This window comes from Streptomyces sp. DSM 42067 (assembly GCF_055792885.1).
In genome coordinates this window covers 4,174,192-4,189,845 of record NZ_CM147706.1, presented here as the reverse complement: position 1 = coordinate 4,189,845, position 15,654 = coordinate 4,174,192, and the positions used below count along the sequence as shown (strand labels likewise).

The 15,654-nt window shown below is 66.5% G+C and carries 11 protein-coding genes and 2 pseudogenes; 3 read left to right on the top strand and 10 right to left on the bottom strand.

All coding sequences use genetic code 11. From position 1 onward, the window contains the following. Window positions 1-100: 100 nt before the first annotated feature. From ACSMXV_RS19270 to ACSMXV_RS19260, 3 genes are all read left to right on the top strand, one after another. Complete coding sequence (locus tag ACSMXV_RS19270; RefSeq protein ID WP_473178797.1) at window positions 101-3,517, top strand: CHAT domain-containing protein; 3,417 nt, start codon at window positions 101-103, stop codon at window positions 3,515-3,517. Then, window positions 3,514-4,182: a hypothetical protein gene (locus ACSMXV_RS19265; protein ID WP_473178796.1), complete on the top strand. Its 669-nt coding sequence runs from the start codon at window positions 3,514-3,516 to the stop codon at window positions 4,180-4,182. The genes ACSMXV_RS19270 and ACSMXV_RS19265 overlap by 4 nt, the downstream gene beginning before the upstream one ends. A 172-nt stretch (window positions 4,183-4,354) precedes the next feature. Next, the gene (locus tag ACSMXV_RS19260) at window positions 4,355-7,078 is read left to right on the top strand and encodes an ATP-dependent DNA helicase (RefSeq protein WP_473178795.1); all 2,724 of its coding nucleotides are present in this window, start codon (window positions 4,355-4,357) and stop codon (window positions 7,076-7,078) included. Between the two features lie 71 nt (window positions 7,079-7,149). Here the strand turns inward: ACSMXV_RS19260 and ACSMXV_RS19255 are convergent, their stop codons facing one another. The 10 genes and pseudogenes from ACSMXV_RS19255 to ACSMXV_RS19210 form a co-directional block, all read right to left on the bottom strand. After that, complete coding sequence (locus ACSMXV_RS19255; RefSeq protein WP_473178794.1) at window positions 7,150-7,941, bottom strand: hypothetical protein; 792 nt, start codon at window positions 7,939-7,941, stop codon at window positions 7,150-7,152. A 283-nt stretch (window positions 7,942-8,224) separates the two neighbouring features. Next, complete coding sequence (locus tag ACSMXV_RS19250) at window positions 8,225-8,593, bottom strand: hypothetical protein (RefSeq protein WP_473178793.1); 369 nt, start codon at window positions 8,591-8,593, stop codon at window positions 8,225-8,227. A gap of 142 nt (window positions 8,594-8,735) precedes the next feature. Then, window positions 8,736-9,274: pseudogene (locus ACSMXV_RS19245) on the bottom strand (GNAT family N-acetyltransferase). Continuing rightward, window positions 9,274-9,586: pseudogene (locus ACSMXV_RS19240) on the bottom strand (hypothetical protein); the annotation flags it as partial. The pseudogenes ACSMXV_RS19245 and ACSMXV_RS19240, both read right to left, overlap by 1 nt. A gap of 206 nt (window positions 9,587-9,792) precedes the next feature. Then, window positions 9,793-10,836: a serine hydrolase domain-containing protein gene (locus ACSMXV_RS19235; protein ID WP_473178792.1), complete on the bottom strand. Its 1,044-nt coding sequence runs from the start codon at window positions 10,834-10,836 to the stop codon at window positions 9,793-9,795. Between the two features lie 111 nt (window positions 10,837-10,947). Further along, window positions 10,948-12,069, bottom strand: coding sequence for a glycosyltransferase family 4 protein (locus tag ACSMXV_RS19230; RefSeq protein WP_473178791.1), 1,122 nt, complete (start codon window positions 12,067-12,069; stop codon window positions 10,948-10,950). Beyond that, the gene (locus tag ACSMXV_RS19225) at window positions 12,066-12,602 is read right to left on the bottom strand and encodes a dCTP deaminase (RefSeq protein WP_473178790.1); all 537 of its coding nucleotides are present in this window, start codon (window positions 12,600-12,602) and stop codon (window positions 12,066-12,068) included. Before ACSMXV_RS19225 ends, ACSMXV_RS19230 begins: the two co-directional genes overlap by 4 nt. Next, a complete protein-coding gene (gene dcd, locus ACSMXV_RS19220; RefSeq protein ID WP_473178789.1) occupies window positions 12,599-13,138 on the bottom strand; it encodes a dCTP deaminase in 540 nt (179 codons plus the stop codon). Before dcd ends, ACSMXV_RS19225 begins: the two co-directional genes overlap by 4 nt. Then, window positions 13,135-14,370 carry a bifunctional UDP-sugar hydrolase/5'-nucleotidase gene (locus tag ACSMXV_RS19215; protein ID WP_473178788.1) on the bottom strand — a complete coding sequence of 412 codons (1,236 nt, stop codon included), beginning with the start codon at window positions 14,368-14,370 and terminating at the stop codon, window positions 13,135-13,137. Before ACSMXV_RS19215 ends, dcd begins: the two co-directional genes overlap by 4 nt. Beyond that, on the bottom strand, window positions 14,367-15,650 hold the full coding sequence (locus ACSMXV_RS19210) for a UDP-N-acetylglucosamine 1-carboxyvinyltransferase (protein ID WP_473179001.1): 1,284 nt from the start codon (window positions 15,648-15,650) through the stop codon (window positions 14,367-14,369). Before ACSMXV_RS19210 ends, ACSMXV_RS19215 begins: the two co-directional genes overlap by 4 nt. Window positions 15,651-15,654 lie beyond the last annotated feature (4 nt).

The window sequence follows — 15,654 nt, the reverse complement described above, 5'->3', positions numbered from 1 at the left end:
GGGTCTGACCGGGGTCGTGGCATTGTTGAATCGCTTGATGACCGGTTGGCGCGGGGGGAACGGCGTGAGGCTGTCGCGGGACATCACTGGGTGGGCGTTCATGGTGGAGGTGGACGGTGTCCGGCATGCTGGACTGGCGGTAGGACTGGCCGGCATCAGCCCGTTCACCGCCGGTGACGGGGCCGGAGGCAGCCTGTTCACACGCGCGAACAGCTGGTGGGGCCTCCCGGTGCTCCTCTCGCTGAACGAACTGCCCTTCGGGCACCCTGTCGATCACAGGTGGTGTGTCACGCAGGATGACGGAGGCGTGCTGTCCGTCTTCAGCCCAGACGGCGCGTACTTTGTGCATGACCTCCGGCTGGAAGAGCCGCCGGGCTGGCGGGAGAGGGCGATCGCCTCGGGTTCGGTCATGCTGGTCGTCTCCCACGTGCTGCCTGCTATGGACGATCCGATCGGCGCGCTCGACTTCGAAACGCGGCAGGGGATGGTGTGTGCCGGCCCCGTGCGATTCGGGGAACCGGCCTACGAATCGCGTGATGAGGAGGATGGCGCGCCGACGGTCAGGTTCTTCATCGACCCTCTCGGCACGCTGATGGAGCTTGCACATTACGTGTGCGATCGGATCCTTTCGCTGTCCCAGGCGAAGGAACAGGCGCGCGAACTGGAGCAGACGCGACAAGCCTTGGCGGACCACGCGGACCAAGCGCTGCCAGCCGAGGCGATGGTGGAACTACTGTTCCGGGACGAGTTCCACGACCACCGCGGTCTGGTCGAGCTCATGTACGTCTACTGGAGGCTGGTCGCCGAGGTCGCCGACGCCTGTGGGGCGGAGGCCGCCTGGCGGGACGCGGCACTCCGTACTGTCGAGTCGGCCGTCCACCTGGTGGCGGACCGGTGTGATCGCGCGGTGTTCGAGGAAGCCGACGCGGTGGTGTCACGGCTGATCGACGAGCTGAGCGATCCCGCCGAACTGGAAGCGGCGTTGCTGGCCGCCGCCCGGTTGCGGATGGCCACCCGGGGAGTGGAGGACTTCGCCGCCGACCACTACGCCTGCGGGATACGTACCGTCTGGTCCGCTCGGCTGGAAGCGGACCTGTACCGCACGTGGTTCACCGACGAGGAGCCCTTCCAGGTCGAGTCCCACCGTCTGGTGGCGGAGGCGGGACACCTGGTGATGCGCGCTCTGGAACTGGACGGTGGGACGCGAAAGACCCGGCTCCTGGCGTCGTTGGCGCAGATCCTCGCGAACGAGGAGGGAGTTCACCGGGATACCGCCGACGCCGCGCTGTCGGCATGGCTCGACTCGTCGACCGCCGACGATCTGGATGTCGCCCTGTTCCTGCTCAGGGTGATGGACGGGATTCCCCCGGCCCTGGCCGACGGGTTGCCCAGGGCGGTGTTCGGGTCGCCCGTGGCCGATTTCGTCGCCGCCCATGGCAGCAACGTAACCGCGAAGGTGATCAGCCAGGGCGTCAACCTGGCCCGGGAACGCGCCGACCGGCCGCTGCTGCGCACCGTGCTGGACTGGGCAGAGCAGCTCGGCGTCCGCTGGGACCCCGCACACCGCAGACAGTTGACCGAGGCACGGCTCCACGTGCTGCCCGACGACCCCACCGACTGCCCGGGTCCCGGCCAGCCGCTCGCGGCGTCCCTCCCGCAATCCGCGCAGTCCTGGACCCCGACGCAGCGGTCGGCGGCGCTGCTGCATACGGCCGCACACGCCCGCGACCTGCGGCAGCCGGCGCTGGGGCTCACCCTCCTGCGGCAGGCGGGCGACGTACGGAGCGCAGAGGCCAGGCTCTTGACGGCCGACCTGTACCACCAGTCGGCCCAGGCGGGCGAGCCGGTCTCCGGCCCTGTCCCGTTCCCTTGGGGTTACTACGCGTACGCGGCACTCGGCTACGCCTCGCTCGGCTTCGAGGAACTGGCGCGGGCGAGCCTGGTGCCGTTCGTGCAGCGGATGGGCAACCTCCACGGCGAAGAACTCAAGGCAGCGCTGTCCGCGATCACCGTGAACGTGCCGAACTTCGACACGAGCCGCGCGCCCGAACTCGGCGGGATACTGCGCGACCTGGTGCACTCGGCGGTCTGGCAGCTCACCGCGGAAGCCGAGGCGCTGCCGGTGGGGCTGATGCTCGGTCTGCACCAAGCGGGCAAGGGACCGGAGCTGGGCGCATGGTGGCGGATCGACGGTCCGCTCGCGCTGCCCGCGCACATCCAGCACTTTCTCGGCAAGCTGCGCGACTTGGAGGAACCTGGCGCCTCCCACGGTGCGTCCGGCGCGTCGCCGCACCTGCTGAACGCACTGGACTCCGACGGCCGTCCCGGCGGCCACGACACCCAGCAGATCGCACGAAACCTGCGATGGCACATCTCGTCGCTCATCGACGACGAGCTGAGCCGCCGATCAGCACCGCTCATCGATGACCAGCGCCTCTGGGCGAAGACGCACGAGTTGCTGGACGACCGGACCGTACTGCTCACTTGGTTCCTGCCCGCCGCTGTGAGCGGCGCGGCCGTGCTTCTCGCGGTCACCAGGCAGCGCCGGGCGCTCGTCGTGCACTTGGGCGACGGCGCGGACATGAACAACGACCGGCATCCGGTGGCGGACCGGGTCGAGGCGATCCGGATCGAGGTCGAACGCGACCCGCTGTTCGGCGACGTGACGCCGGAAGGCAGCCGACTGCTGCGGCAGCCGGGCGACATACCACTCGGCGCCGACGAACTGTGGGACAACTGGCGGGCCCAGGGCAAGGACCGGATCCTGGCCTGGCCGCACGGCTCGCTGCACTACCTGCCGCTACCGCTGTGCCGCACCGGGGACCGGATGATCGCCGACGACTGGACGGTCACCACCATCGCCGGCCTCGAAGCCCTGACACCCGCCGCAGGCCCCGTACGGCCGCGCCGCACTGCGGTGCTGGCCTCCACCGACGGCGGCGTGCCCTACGGGCTGCCCGCCGAACCTGCGCTGGAGGAGCACGCGCGGAAGGTTGCCGGCGCGGTCCGAACGGAAGCCGTCACCGGGCCTGCGGCCACGCGCGACAGGCTGCTCGCGGAGCTCTCCACGGCGGACGTGGTCCACATCGCCGTACACGGGACGCTGGACCAGGACGCGCCGTGGCTGCACTGCCTCTACCTCACCCCGGACCGTGACGACGACGGCCGGGTCTTCGCTTACGACTTCCTGGAGGCCGACCTGCGCGGTGTCCGCCTGGTCACGCTCGCCGCGTGCGAGTCCGCGCTGGGCCGGTTCGACCGCGCGGACAACGTCCGTGGTATCCCGTCGGCACTGATCACCGCCGGCGCGCAGGCCGTCGTCGGGTGTCTGTGGCCCGTACGCCCGGAGCCGGCCACGTACTTCTACCACCATATGCACCAACGGATCGCGCACGGCACGGACCCGGAGCCCGCCTTCCGCCAGGCCCAACTCGCCACCCGTGCTCGGCATCCCCACTACCGTGACTGGGGAGCGTTCACCTACCTGCATGGTCGGAGCAAGGGAGCCATTGCATGACCGAGGTCCGGTTGCACGATGTCGAGCTCGTGCCGGAGCGCACGCTCGGCAGCCCGGCCGACGACGAGCCGCTGCGCGGCAGGCTCACGTTCGGCTGGGACGTGCTGCCTGCCGACCACGAGGGCGTGCCCGCAGAGTGGGCGTCCTACGTCAAGGCAACGCCCGAACGCGAGTTCCGGCAGCTGCTGATGGTGTGCTCGTTCCGTCCGGAGACACCGACCGGCAAAGGTGCGTTCCGCCACGCCTCCCTGGGGGTGGCACTGTCCACACCGGACGGCCAGGCACGGCCCGTCGCGCGGCTGATCGACCCCGGCGAGCGCACCCGTCCGGTTGTCGGCTCCGGCATGGGCATGAACTTCACGGTCAAGGCAGGTCTGCTGGATGTGGGCGTGGAGAAGCCCCCGGGTGCGGGGCCGGAGAGGGACGAGTGGATCGTCCGCGGCCACGGCGCATCCCAGCCGAACCCGCAGTGGGAGTTTCGCCGAGTCAAGAGCTTCCCGTTGGTCGGCGACCAACCGGTGGCCGCGCTGGTGGAACTCGTGCCCGACCGACTGAACACGGCCGAGGTGCTGGTGGCGGCAGAGCTGGAGCACCGCAGCTGGGGGATCCGCCGCTACCGGGCACGGCTCGCACCGTCGCCACACGCCATTGTGCTGGCGGGGTGACCCCGCCACATACGTCAACGGAATGCGCGGATCATCACGGTGAGGACCGCCGAGGCCGGAAAGGAAACTCCTCTCCATGACCGCAGAGTTGGACGGCCTGACGGCCACCCCGCCAACAGCAAGTGACCAGGCGGGAGAACCGAGCAGCTTATGAGTGGGAGGGTAAACGCTTATGGCAACCGTTTACGAGCAAATTAAGAGCGCGGATGAAGTAATCTGCCGGAATATCGCGTCGCTAACGGACCAGCGGGCACTGCTCTCACAGAACGTCCTCGCCCAGCTCCGCAATCTAGTTGAGGGCGTCTCGGTACGTCTTCATACTGGCCGGTCTGACACCGAGTTCAACTATGCAGCTGTGGAACCCGGACTCATCTTTGTTAAGGGCAACGCAAAGCTCAACTTCCTCGGCAAGTTCCACAAGCTCATCCAGATGAGTGCCTCCCATTACACGCTGGACGGGGACACCTCTGAGCGGTTGATGCTGAAGTACTACGAGTATCTTCATCGTATCCGCAGCCTGCTCAAGGACAGTTGTGGGATCGCATTGCTGGCCAATCTCGAGGCATTCCCGGTCGACCTTGATCCATCGCTGCGGGAGTACCACGAAAAGATCGCCGCGAGGATCGAGGCGGTCCGTCCGACACCGACACTGTCGGACGCTGGGGCGCGAGACCGGTACTACATCCACAGAACGCGCCCGTTCTTCGTAGGGGGTCGCATCTACTACGAGGTCACCTTCTATCGAGCGGTCAATAAGGTGAGCAAGTTTGACCGCATCATCGCCTTCACCGAGATCGACATGACGGACGAGTATGCAGCCATGCTTACGCTCCAGAGTGACTCGATCGAAGTGCTTGGCCAGAAGATGCCGATTACGATCATCCGCGAGTGGGAAGTTTCCATCCGGCCATGCGAGTTCAACAACTTCGCTCGTCTTCTTGGTGTCGTCACCACCGTTCGGACCAACTCTTCGGAGTACCGCTACCTGATGCAGGGTCTGACAGCGACTTCGGGCAACCTGCTCGACTTGATTGATATGCCGGACGAAAAGTATGCGTCGGTGAAGGCGGCAGGTACGGCTGGCTCCACCAAACCGCAGATATTCCCAGTGCTGGATGAAGCACGCCGCATCGTATGGTCAGCTAGTCAAGGGCACAACGTCATCCGTTATCTCATGCTACGGATGTACAATCAGGTTCTGAAGTCGCAGTATTACTGGGAAGGCTGTGGCCTACTCTCCGGGATGAAAATGCAGTATGGCTGCATCCCGTTCGATACTATGCCGCTCTGCACCTCGCTGCCGGGGCATAATCCGCGGTACTGGGATCTTGTTGAAAGCCTCGATGTGACCGGACGAGGCCATGAACTGCTCGCTCGACGTGTGAAGAACAATGTAGAGCATCACGGAATTCTCTACACGCGCGAGGTCGATCTCGCGGAGCTCGGAGATGTTAACGAGCTGATTTCCGCCTACAACAGAAAGCTCTACTACAAGCATAAAGAGCGGCGACGGCTCGTACGGGACAAGGGGCATGTCTTTATTTCTGGGTACGAGGACGATACGGTCGCCATCGTCGAGAAGCTCCAGGAGCGCGCGTCGTCCGGAATCGACGGCTACAGCCAAGCCGTTGAGCGCTGGCTCGATGAGAAACCTCGTGGCATCGACGATGAGGCCAAAGAGGATGCGCTCAAGCTGTTGTTTGGCCAGTCGCGTGTCGCGTTGATCTACGGCGCAGCCGGCACTGGCAAGTCGACAATGGTGGATCACATTGCGAATTACTTTAACGACAAGGCGAAACTCTTTCTCGCGCACACCAACCCGGCGATCGACAACCTCAAGCGCAAAGTAACTGCGCAGAACTCAACCTTCCGGACGATCAGTAGCCAGATCCGCAGAAGCGCCGCAGATCAGGAGTACGACCTTCTAGTTATCGATGAGTGCAGCACGGTTAGCAACACTGACCTAATTAAAGTGCTGGAGGAGACATCCTTCAAGTTGCTCGTGCTCGTTGGCGACGTCTATCAGATCGAGTCGATCCAGTTCGGAAACTGGTTCGGCATCATCCGCTCCTTCATCCCGAACACCTCGGTGTTCGAGCTGACGACGCCCTTCAGGACTAAGAGTGAATCGCTCCTAGGATTCTGGGGCAAGGTCCGGAACATCGATTATGACATTGCCGAGGTAATTGCTCGCAACGGATACTCGACTGTGCTCGACAAGACACTGTTCGAAGCCCAAAGCGACGACGAGATCATCCTATGCCTGAACTACGACGGTCTCTATGGTATCAACAACATCAACCGATTTCTCCAGAGCAGCAACCCCGGTGCAGCAACCACTTGGCGCGTTTCAACGTACAAAGTCGGCGATCCCGTCCTCTTTAACGAGACTGAGCGGTTCCGGCCGGTGATCTATAATAATCTGAAGGGTCGAATTGTCGGTATCGAGCGCTTCCCTGGCCGGATTCAGTTCGATGTCGAACTCGATCGAACGTTCAGCGAGTTCGACATCAATGGCGACGAACTCGAATGGATGGGAGACGCGACTGTGCGATTCTCTGTCTACGAGTACGACATCAGTGACGAGGACAATGACTCGCTGAACACTTCCGTGCCGTTCCAGGTGGCCTATGCAGTTTCGATCCACAAGGCGCAGGGCCTCGAGTACGACTCCGTTAAGATCGTCATCACCGATGCTAACGAAGATGACATCACACACAGCATCTTCTACACGGCCGTCACTCGGGCGCGTGAGCGCCTGCGGATCTTTTGGACGCCAGAGACGCAGCAGGCCGTTCTCAAGCGTCTCGACCGGATGAGCAACCCGAAGGACGTTGCTCTACTGTCTAGCCGCCGTGGCCTTATTCCGGTCGCCGGGACTCGACGAGCCCCCTGATCCCTCGGCGAGACGGATCGGCGGCTCGCGCTCAAGAGTCCAGGCTCTTGCGACACACCCGCAGCCCCTTGTCAGTCTGAGGCCGTCAGATTGATTGTCCGCTGCGCGTTCTCGATTAGGCGGCCGTATGTAGTGACGCGGTGGTTCCGCTGGCCGGTGACCAGCCGCTTGATGTTGGCCTTCTTGAGTTCGACGCCGTGCAGAGTGCCGTCTGGCCGGAGTAGAGCCAGGTCCAGCTGGTCTCGCAGGGTGATGTTGCGGCGGACCGTGCCTGGCAGGAACTCGCCTCCGAAGATCCAGGTCATCCGCTCGATGAGTCTCTGCAGGTCGCCTTCGCTGCTTTCGGGGTTCTCGACTGCGGCGCGCAGCTCATCCAGATCAGCCTGCCGTCTAGCGCGTTGGACCAGAGTCGCGAGCAGCTGAGCCTCGTCGAGTTCAACGAGGGACGTGGCGGTTGCTGGCTCGCTTTCCAGAACGGTAAGCAGCTTTCGGATGGCGGTCGCGGCTGGCTGGTCACCGGCAGGTTGCAGCCGAAGGCTGATGCGAGAGGCGTTCCGGAACGGGTCTACTTCGCCCGTTGGCATCGAGACGCCGTTCAGCTGGCGAAGCCGGAAGAGCGGAGCTCGAGTGTCCACTATGTGTGGCCGACGATTGTAAGAGGACCGGATATCCCGTTTGCCGGTATCCACCCAGCACTCCACCGGTGATTCGGGTTCAATCGCGAACTCCCCGAGGTAGAGGCTCTCGCTGCGGTGCGCGACGAAGACCCGCAGTGGTACCCCGCGCCTCCAGTGCGCGAGCGCGGCCAGGTTGTCGTCCGAGATGGTGTCTGTCCACTGTGACTGTCCGGAAGCAAGCAGCACAGGGCCATCCCACCGAGGAGCAAGTTCGCCCGTGGCGGAGCGATCGAGGAAGAGGAATGCGTTGGGAGTTCTTCCACTGGCACCGACTGTGAGTCGTGGGCTGCCTCCGTAGACATCGTGCAGTTCGCTCCGTTTGACGACTGCCCCGGGCGGAATGCTCCACGCTGTGGGCATGTCATCCAGTGCCGGTACCTCCTCCACGAGTTGAATCAAGTCTCTCCATCGCTTGGCGGCCAGATTGAGCGCTACCAGCTGGCGCCCTTTAGTCGCCGACCGTGCCCGCTCACGACGTGATCAAGGCCGAAGCCCGGAGTACCTGGGCCGAGACAGGGGCCGCGAACGAGAGCTTGCCGAAGGACAGACGCACTCTCACATGAGGGGGAGTCGATCCCTCGTCGCCCCTCTCTACGAGCCGCGCGAGCGACCAATCAAGCGTGTCGGACTCCACCGGGGTCGTGCTGGCTATGTTTCCCAGCGCCACTACGCCGCCGCCTCGGCCCCTCCGCCACAGTAGGACTGCGTCGCCTTCCTCAACCCCGAGACGGGTGACTGTTGAAAGCGACGAATCCCAGCCCCCGGCCGACTGGGAAGATCCGCGAGTCATCTCGTACGCGGACGTCTTGTTCTCGGCGGCTAACAGCCAGTACTTCACGTCTCTCCTCCCACGCCTGGAATACCACGAACGTACAGCGGCTCATTCGCTTGTAGAGGGAGATCGTCACCGGCTGTCGTCGTGGGCTGTCCACTTCGAGCGGCTGCGCCGTTCGAAGGAGGCGGGTCACCTTGGGTGCCGGTCAGCGGATGGCGCGGATCATCACGGTGAGGACCGGCGAGGCCGGTGACGGCTGGCTTTGGCCGATGTCCTCGTACCCCCACGACTTGTAGAGGGCCTGGACCTTTCCGTCGTCGACGGCCGGGTTGACCATGAGCGTGACGTACGGCTCGTCGCGGGTGGAGAGGAGGGCATCGTGGATGCGGCGGGCGGTGCCGGTCTTCCGCCAGGTCGGCCGGACGCCGATCTCCTTCAGGGCCACTGTCGGGTGCTTGGTGTACTTGTTCGCCGGCGTCGGGCTCGTGCGCTGCCAGTACCGGTTGCCGTGCTCAATGGTGTTGCCGTAGGCGTAGCCGACTGAATGTCCGTCTGGGTACGCGAGGACGGCCGTGAATCCCGGCTCGGTGCTGTGCCGGTCAAGGCGCTCGCTGAACGCGGTGACCGCGTAGTTCGGCAGGTGGAGGAGCGGGGCGCGACTGCGGCGTACACGTTGAGGAGGTCGCCGCGGGCGGTGTCGAGAGTCGTGAACGTGCGCAGTTCGATGGCGGGCGTCGTTGCCATGCAGCCATCCTCCAGGCGGCGGTGTGCTCGGTCCAGGTCTGCACGGTGGAGCTGCCCGGTGCGATGGTCGCGCAGCACGGCCCCGAACTCCTGCAGCACGCGCGTGACCCGGGCATGCTGGGTGGTGGCCTCTGTGGGCACTTTCAAGGCGGTGGCCGTGGCGGCGTCGGGGGCGCCCTGGGCGAGCTGCGCTTGGGCGAGCCGGGTGGTGGCGATAGCGCGGGACCGGATCATGTGGGGCCGCAGGGCGGACAAGCAGCGGTGGGCGTGGTACTCGGCGGTGGAGTAGTCGCCGAGCGCCAAGTGTGCAGAGGGCGAGGGATCCCCGCGAACTCCCGGTGTTGTCCGCGCTGAACGACAACCGTTGCTGGAACTCCCCTACATACTCAGCCGTCCCGACCGGCAGGGCCGACTGAGGGCCTCCGCGGCGCTGGGCTGCCCGCCGTGTAGCTCGGACCGTGCACCGCACAATGCGTGGTCGGCCGTACCCCCTCTCAACGGATTCGCCGCAGGTTGCTTCAGGCAAACGCAAGCGCCCGGAAGGTGTTGCGGACGTCGGTCAGGGGCTGGCGGTCGCGGGTGTAGTAGAGCTTGTTGGTCAGGAGTACGGCCCAGCGCCCCTGGTGGGGTGAGAGCCACATCCCGGTGCCTGTGAAGCCGTAGTGGACCCAGATGTCCTCAGCAGGGTGCGTGCCAGGGGCGGGGTGCCAGAACAGGCCGCGCACTGGTTCCAGGGTGCCGGTCTGGACGGTCAGTGACTGCCTGGTCCAGTCGGGGCTGAATCCGGCTTGCCTGTGGCTGGTTGAGGTTTCCAGCATGTAGCGCAGGAAGAGGGCGAGGTCGTCGAGGACGGTGAAGGCGCCGGCGATCCCGCACACTCCGCCCAGGAGCCGGGCGGAGAAGTCGTGGGCGACGCCCTTGAGGTGGGTGTCGGTCTCCTGGTCGAGTTCGGTCGGTGCGCACTGTGCGGCGATCTCGGCGGGCAGCGGACCGAATCGGGTGGAGTCCATGCCCAGCGGCTGCCAGCTCCGCTCCGTGGCAAGCTGGTCGAGGCGCTGACCCGAAAGGTGTTCCGCGAGGTATCCGAGGATGAGGGCGGCTCGGTCGGTGTACTCGACGGCCTCGCCGGGCGGGCGGTGCAGGGCCTCGTGAAGGACACCGTCGCGGATGTACTGCGGGTCGGTGCCGTAGAGGTTCTTGAGTTGGGCACTGAGCGGTACGCCAGCGGTGTGAGTGAGCAGTTGACGGGCGGTCACTGCATGGAGCGGGTGGCCGTCGACCTCAGGCCAGAAGGCACCGAGTGGGCAGTCCAGGTCGAGCTTGCCTCTCTCCCAGAGGGCGCCGATGGAGGCCCACACGGCGAGGATCTTGGTGAGGCTGGCGGCGTCGAAGACGGTGTCGGGCTGCATCGGCACGTTCGGCTCGTTGGGGTCTAGGACCCCGGTGGCGCCGTGGGCGCGGGTGCCGGTGGCGTCACCGACTGCCCATACGGCGCCGGGGTAGACCTTGTCGCGGACGCCTTCGTTCAGTAGGGCTTCGATGCGGTCGGTGCTGTACGTCATGGTCTCCCTGTTCGCCGTGGCCAACCCGCCGGATCAGCGTAGTGACGCGGGCGGCACCAGTGGGGCAATGGCGTGTCGGACGTCGGCTGCGGGGGCTGGTCGGTATGTGTCTCAGGTGAGCTGGCGGCCGAGGTCGGCCAGGGCCCGGGTGGTAGCGGTGAGGGGGAACCGGGCGGCGTTCGCGTAGCCCGCTTGTCGCAGGGCGGGCAGCAGGCCAGGGGCGGTCCGTAGGCGGTCGAGGTCGCGGGCGAGTGCGGCGGAATGGGTGAAGTCGGTGGCCACTCCGGACGCGGCGATGACTTCGTTGAGGCCGGGCACGGGTTGGTACAGGACAGGCAGACCGCATGCTTGGGCCTCCAGCGCGACCAGGCCCATGGCTTCCAAAGTGGTGGACGGCATGACCAGGACGTCGTGCTCGGCGAAGGCTTTCCACAGTTGTGGACGGCGGAGCCAGCCGAGGTACCGGGCCCGCACTCCGGTCCGTTGGAGGAGCGGGGCCAAGGCGTGGAATTGGGCTCTGGGGGCGGCGATGCTCAGCTCGACTCCTGGAATGGGCGCCAGGCCCGTGATCAGGTGCTCTGCGCCCTTCTCGGCGGTCAGCCTGCCTGCGTAGAGCAGTCGTAGGTGGCTGGTGGAGGTGCGGGCGGGCCGCGCCGGCGGATCGGTGAGCAGATGGTCGGGGATGCCCCACGGAACGCGGACGATCTTGCGGCGGTCGATCTGCGGGGCGAGCTTGAGAAGGTGGTCGGCCATCGCGCCGGTGGGGACCACGATCACGTCGGCGGCCCTCGCCGTCTCGCGCAGGACTTGGAGCTGGTGGCGGTGGGTCTCGGCAAAGATCAGGTCGGTGCCGTGGACCAAGGCGATCCTGGGGTGGGTCGGCAGAGCCCGGAGCAGGGCGGGCGTGGCGCCGAAGGTGAGGTGCTGCAGGTGCAGTACCCCGATCTGGGCTGGATCGATCACGGTCACCAGCCCCCGGCGCAGGGCTGCGACGTAGCGGCTGAAGGCGGCGCCCTCCAGGCACTTGCCGGCGACCGTCAGCAGATCGAGCCCGGCAGGAAGGTGGGCTTTGGGGCGGGTGGGGGCCAGCATGAAGGCCCGTGCGGGGATGAGGGGCTTGTCGCCGGTGTACAGGTCGAGGAAGAGTTCGACGCTGCCGCCGGGGCTTCCGGCTGGGAGGTCGAGGAAGGTGGCGGCCAGCGGCCCCGCGGCCGGGCGGACGAGGGGGCTCACAGCGCTCCTTGGGGGATCTCTTCGTACAGGCGGGAGATGTCGATGCCGTGCGTGGCGGCGTACTTGGCGCGCTGTTGCTGGTAGCTGGCCGGGGTGCCGAGGGCGGTGAGGAAGACGAGCTTGCCGAAGGTCATTCCCGGATAGACGCGGGTGGGCTTGGCGGCGCGGATTTCCAAGGTCCAGCGGATCGCGTGGCCCTGGTGGCCGAGTGGGGCGGAGACGTGGACCCAGATGCCGACGGCGCCGATGGTGCGGTTGCCGTTGAGGAGTTGTGCGTACGTTTCCGAGCCGGTCCTCTCCAACGTGACGCCGAGGTAGAGCATCCCGGGCTGCAGGACCAATCCGGAGGCGGGGATGTCCAGTTCGGTGAACGTGGTGGGGGCGGCGGCGTCCAGGTCGCCGTCGCAGATGCGGATCGTGTCGCCCAGCCGCCAGTCGTAGGCGTTGGGGGACAGCCGTGCCGGGTCGTAGGGCGCGATGGTGATTTCGCCCGCGCTGACGGCGGCGGCGATTGCGGGGCCGGTGAGGATCACGAGGCGACCGCCTGCGCGGGTGCTGCGTCCTGCCAGTAGCGGGAGGGCTGGGGGCCGGCGGCGCCCTGGTACTTGCCTCGGTACGGGTCGACGTCCCCGGTGGCGACGAAGAACATGATCTGCCCGATCTTCATGCCCGCGTACACCCGCAGCGGGCGGATGGGGGAGAGCATCAGCGTCCACTGGCCATGGAAGCCGATGTCGCCGATGGGGGCGGTGATCTCGACGAATAGCCCTAGGCGCCCGACGGAGGAGCGGCCGAAGAGCAGTGGGACGAAGAGGTCCGAGCCGACCTCCTCGACGGTGTGGCCGAGGTACAGCTCGCCGGGCTGGAGGACGTATCCGTCCGTGTCGATTCGGATCATGTGCGTGGGGTTGGCGTGGTGGGCGTCGATGACCTTGGTGGCGTACGTCAGCAAGGTTGGTCCGAGGCGGACGTTGTAGCTGTTGGGGTTGGTCTGCTTCGGGTCGAATGGGGTGATGCGAAGGCGTCCGTCGGCGACGGCCGTGTTGATCTCGGGCCCGGTGAGGATCATTGAGCGCCCCCTTGAAGAGCGTCGGCAGAGTCAGCGAACGGGGCCGCCAGGACGCTGCGCACCGCCTGACTCAGACGCAGTCCGGCTTGATGAGTGCAGCCGCCGAGATAGGTGTCGGCGATGTAGTCGGTGGTCAGCACTATGCGTGCTGTGGGTGGAAGGGGCGTGGGCGCGACTGCCAAGGGGCCGACGTGTTCGACGAGATGAGCGAGCAGCTTGGCGTAGTCCTCGGACTGATCGTCGGGGAAGAAGGCGTGAACGAGCTGGTTACCGAAGGGCTCGATGGCGAGCAGGTCGCCGAGAGTGAGGACATCGCCTAGCGGTACGGGGCGTAGAGCGGTCTCGTTGAGGATGACCGCGTCCGCTCCGAGGCCGGTGTGCAGGCGGGTGGCGATCTCGTCCAAGAGGAGGCGTCGGTCCAACAGGGTATTGAGATACGGCTTGTTCACGATGCCGAGCCCGCTTCCCAGGGTGCTGCTGATGAGCGCGATCTTCTCCTGCAGTACGGCGAGGTCCTCGGGGATTACGGAGGTGTCGGGGAAGGCGCCTACGCGGGCGGCCCAGCCGGTCCCGACCGGTTCGGCGGTGGCGTACCCGACGCCGAGTTCGTGGCCCTTGACGACGAGGGTGTCGCCGACGGGCACGGGGCCGTAGGTGTCGCTGTGGCAGTGCCCGGCGAAGATGACGTCCGCGCACGGGCAGGCGGCGGCCAGCTTCAGGTCCTCGTCGAAGCCCGAGTGGGACAGCACCATCCAGGCGTCGGCACGGTGATGGTGCTCCAGCATCACCTCGCGCAGGGCCTGGGCGGGGTCGGTGACGTGGTGGCCGGTGCGCTGGTCGGCAGGGATCGCGCTGAAGGCTTGCGGGCTGATCACTGCGGTGACGGCGACTCGCCGGCCGCCGATCTGCTCGATGCGTACGCGGTCGAAGAGCGGCCTGCCGCTTTCGTCAGCCGCGTTCGCGCACACGGTCATTTCGTGCAGCTGCGGTTCGAAGTAGTGCGGCCAGCCGTGGTTTCCGGGGGCGAGCAGGTCGTACAGGCTGGTGAGGACCTCGCGCTCGATCTGCCCCCGGCCGAAGCGGTAGAAGCCGGTGCCTTCGAAGAAGTCGCCGCAATCCACGACCAGGCTCTCGGCCCTGGTCGCGTGGAGGTAGGCGAGCATCGGAGTGGCCTGGGCGAAGGAGGAGTGGACGTCGGTCGTGGCGGTGATTCGCTGGAGCTGCCGGGTCATGGAGTGACCTCGCAGATGTCGGCGCCCAGGGCGTGCAGTTTGGTGGGCAGGTCGGCGTGGCCGCGCCGGAGCTGTTCGAGGCCGCCGAGGGTGGTGACGCCGCTCGCTGTGAGGCCGGCGATGAGCAGGGCCGAGCCCGTGCGGATGTCGGTGGCCTCCACGCCGGCGCCGGTCAGCTGCTGCGGTCCGGTGAGGCGGCATTCGGTGGGCGAGAGCTCGTGGATCTCGGCGCCGAGGCGGGCGAGCTGGGGGAGCAGGTTGCCGTGACGGCCGGGGTTGATGGTGTCGGCGAACAGGTGAGTGCCGGGCAGACCGAGGGCGAGGGCCATCAGCGGTGGTTCGAAGTCGGCGTCCAAGCCGTCGGGGGAGAGGGAGGCGATGGCGCGCAGCGATCGCCCGGTCGGCTCGGCGTCGTGGGCCCGGACGGTGAGAGCATCGCCCTCGGTGGCGGAGGGGACTCCGAGCCAGTTCAAGGCGGAGACCAGGGGAGCAACGTCGTCGCCGCGCACGCCACAGATGCCTGCGTCCCCGCCGGTCGCCGCGACCGCACAGGCCAGGGTCCCGGCTTCGACCTTGTCGCCGGGCACCAACCAGACGGTGGTCTCCGTCGGGACGGAAGTGGGTGGTGACAGCGTCAGGACCGACTCACTGACCCGGCACTCCCATCCCGCCACCTGCAACGCCTCTACGACGCTGATCACTTCAGGCGAGAGATTGGGGTGGCCAAGGCGCAGGGGCCGGCCGGCTACGACCGCGCGCAGGAGGGCAGCGACGCTCGCCCCACGAGAGCGGAACGGCAGCACCACGGACACGGTTCCGGTCCCACCAGTGGCTGCTTCCACGAGGTAGCCGCGTCCATCGACCGTTGTGCGGTCACCGAAGCGCTCGTAGACGTTGAAGTGCTGCTCCATCCCGCGTTCCCCGATCCGGCAGCCTCCCGGCCAGGGCAGCCGGGCTCGCCCGGACGCGCCGAGCAGGGCCGGTACGAGGTAGTACGAGGCCCGGATGCGGGCGGCGACCTCGGGATCGGGGCCTGGCTGGGGCTTGTCGCTCGGCAGGATCACGGTGGTGTGCGGATCGCTGACCGGACGGGCCGTGTGCCAGCCGGCCTGTTGGAGCAAGGTGAGCATGGCCTCGACGTCCGTGTTCGACGGGACGTTGCTCAGATGCACCGGGCGGTGCAGGGCCGCAGCGGCGGCCAGCAGGGGCAGGGCCGCGTTCTTGGAGCCGTCGACGGTGATGGATCCGGCGAGTGGGCTGCCGGGTCGCACGGCGACCACTTCT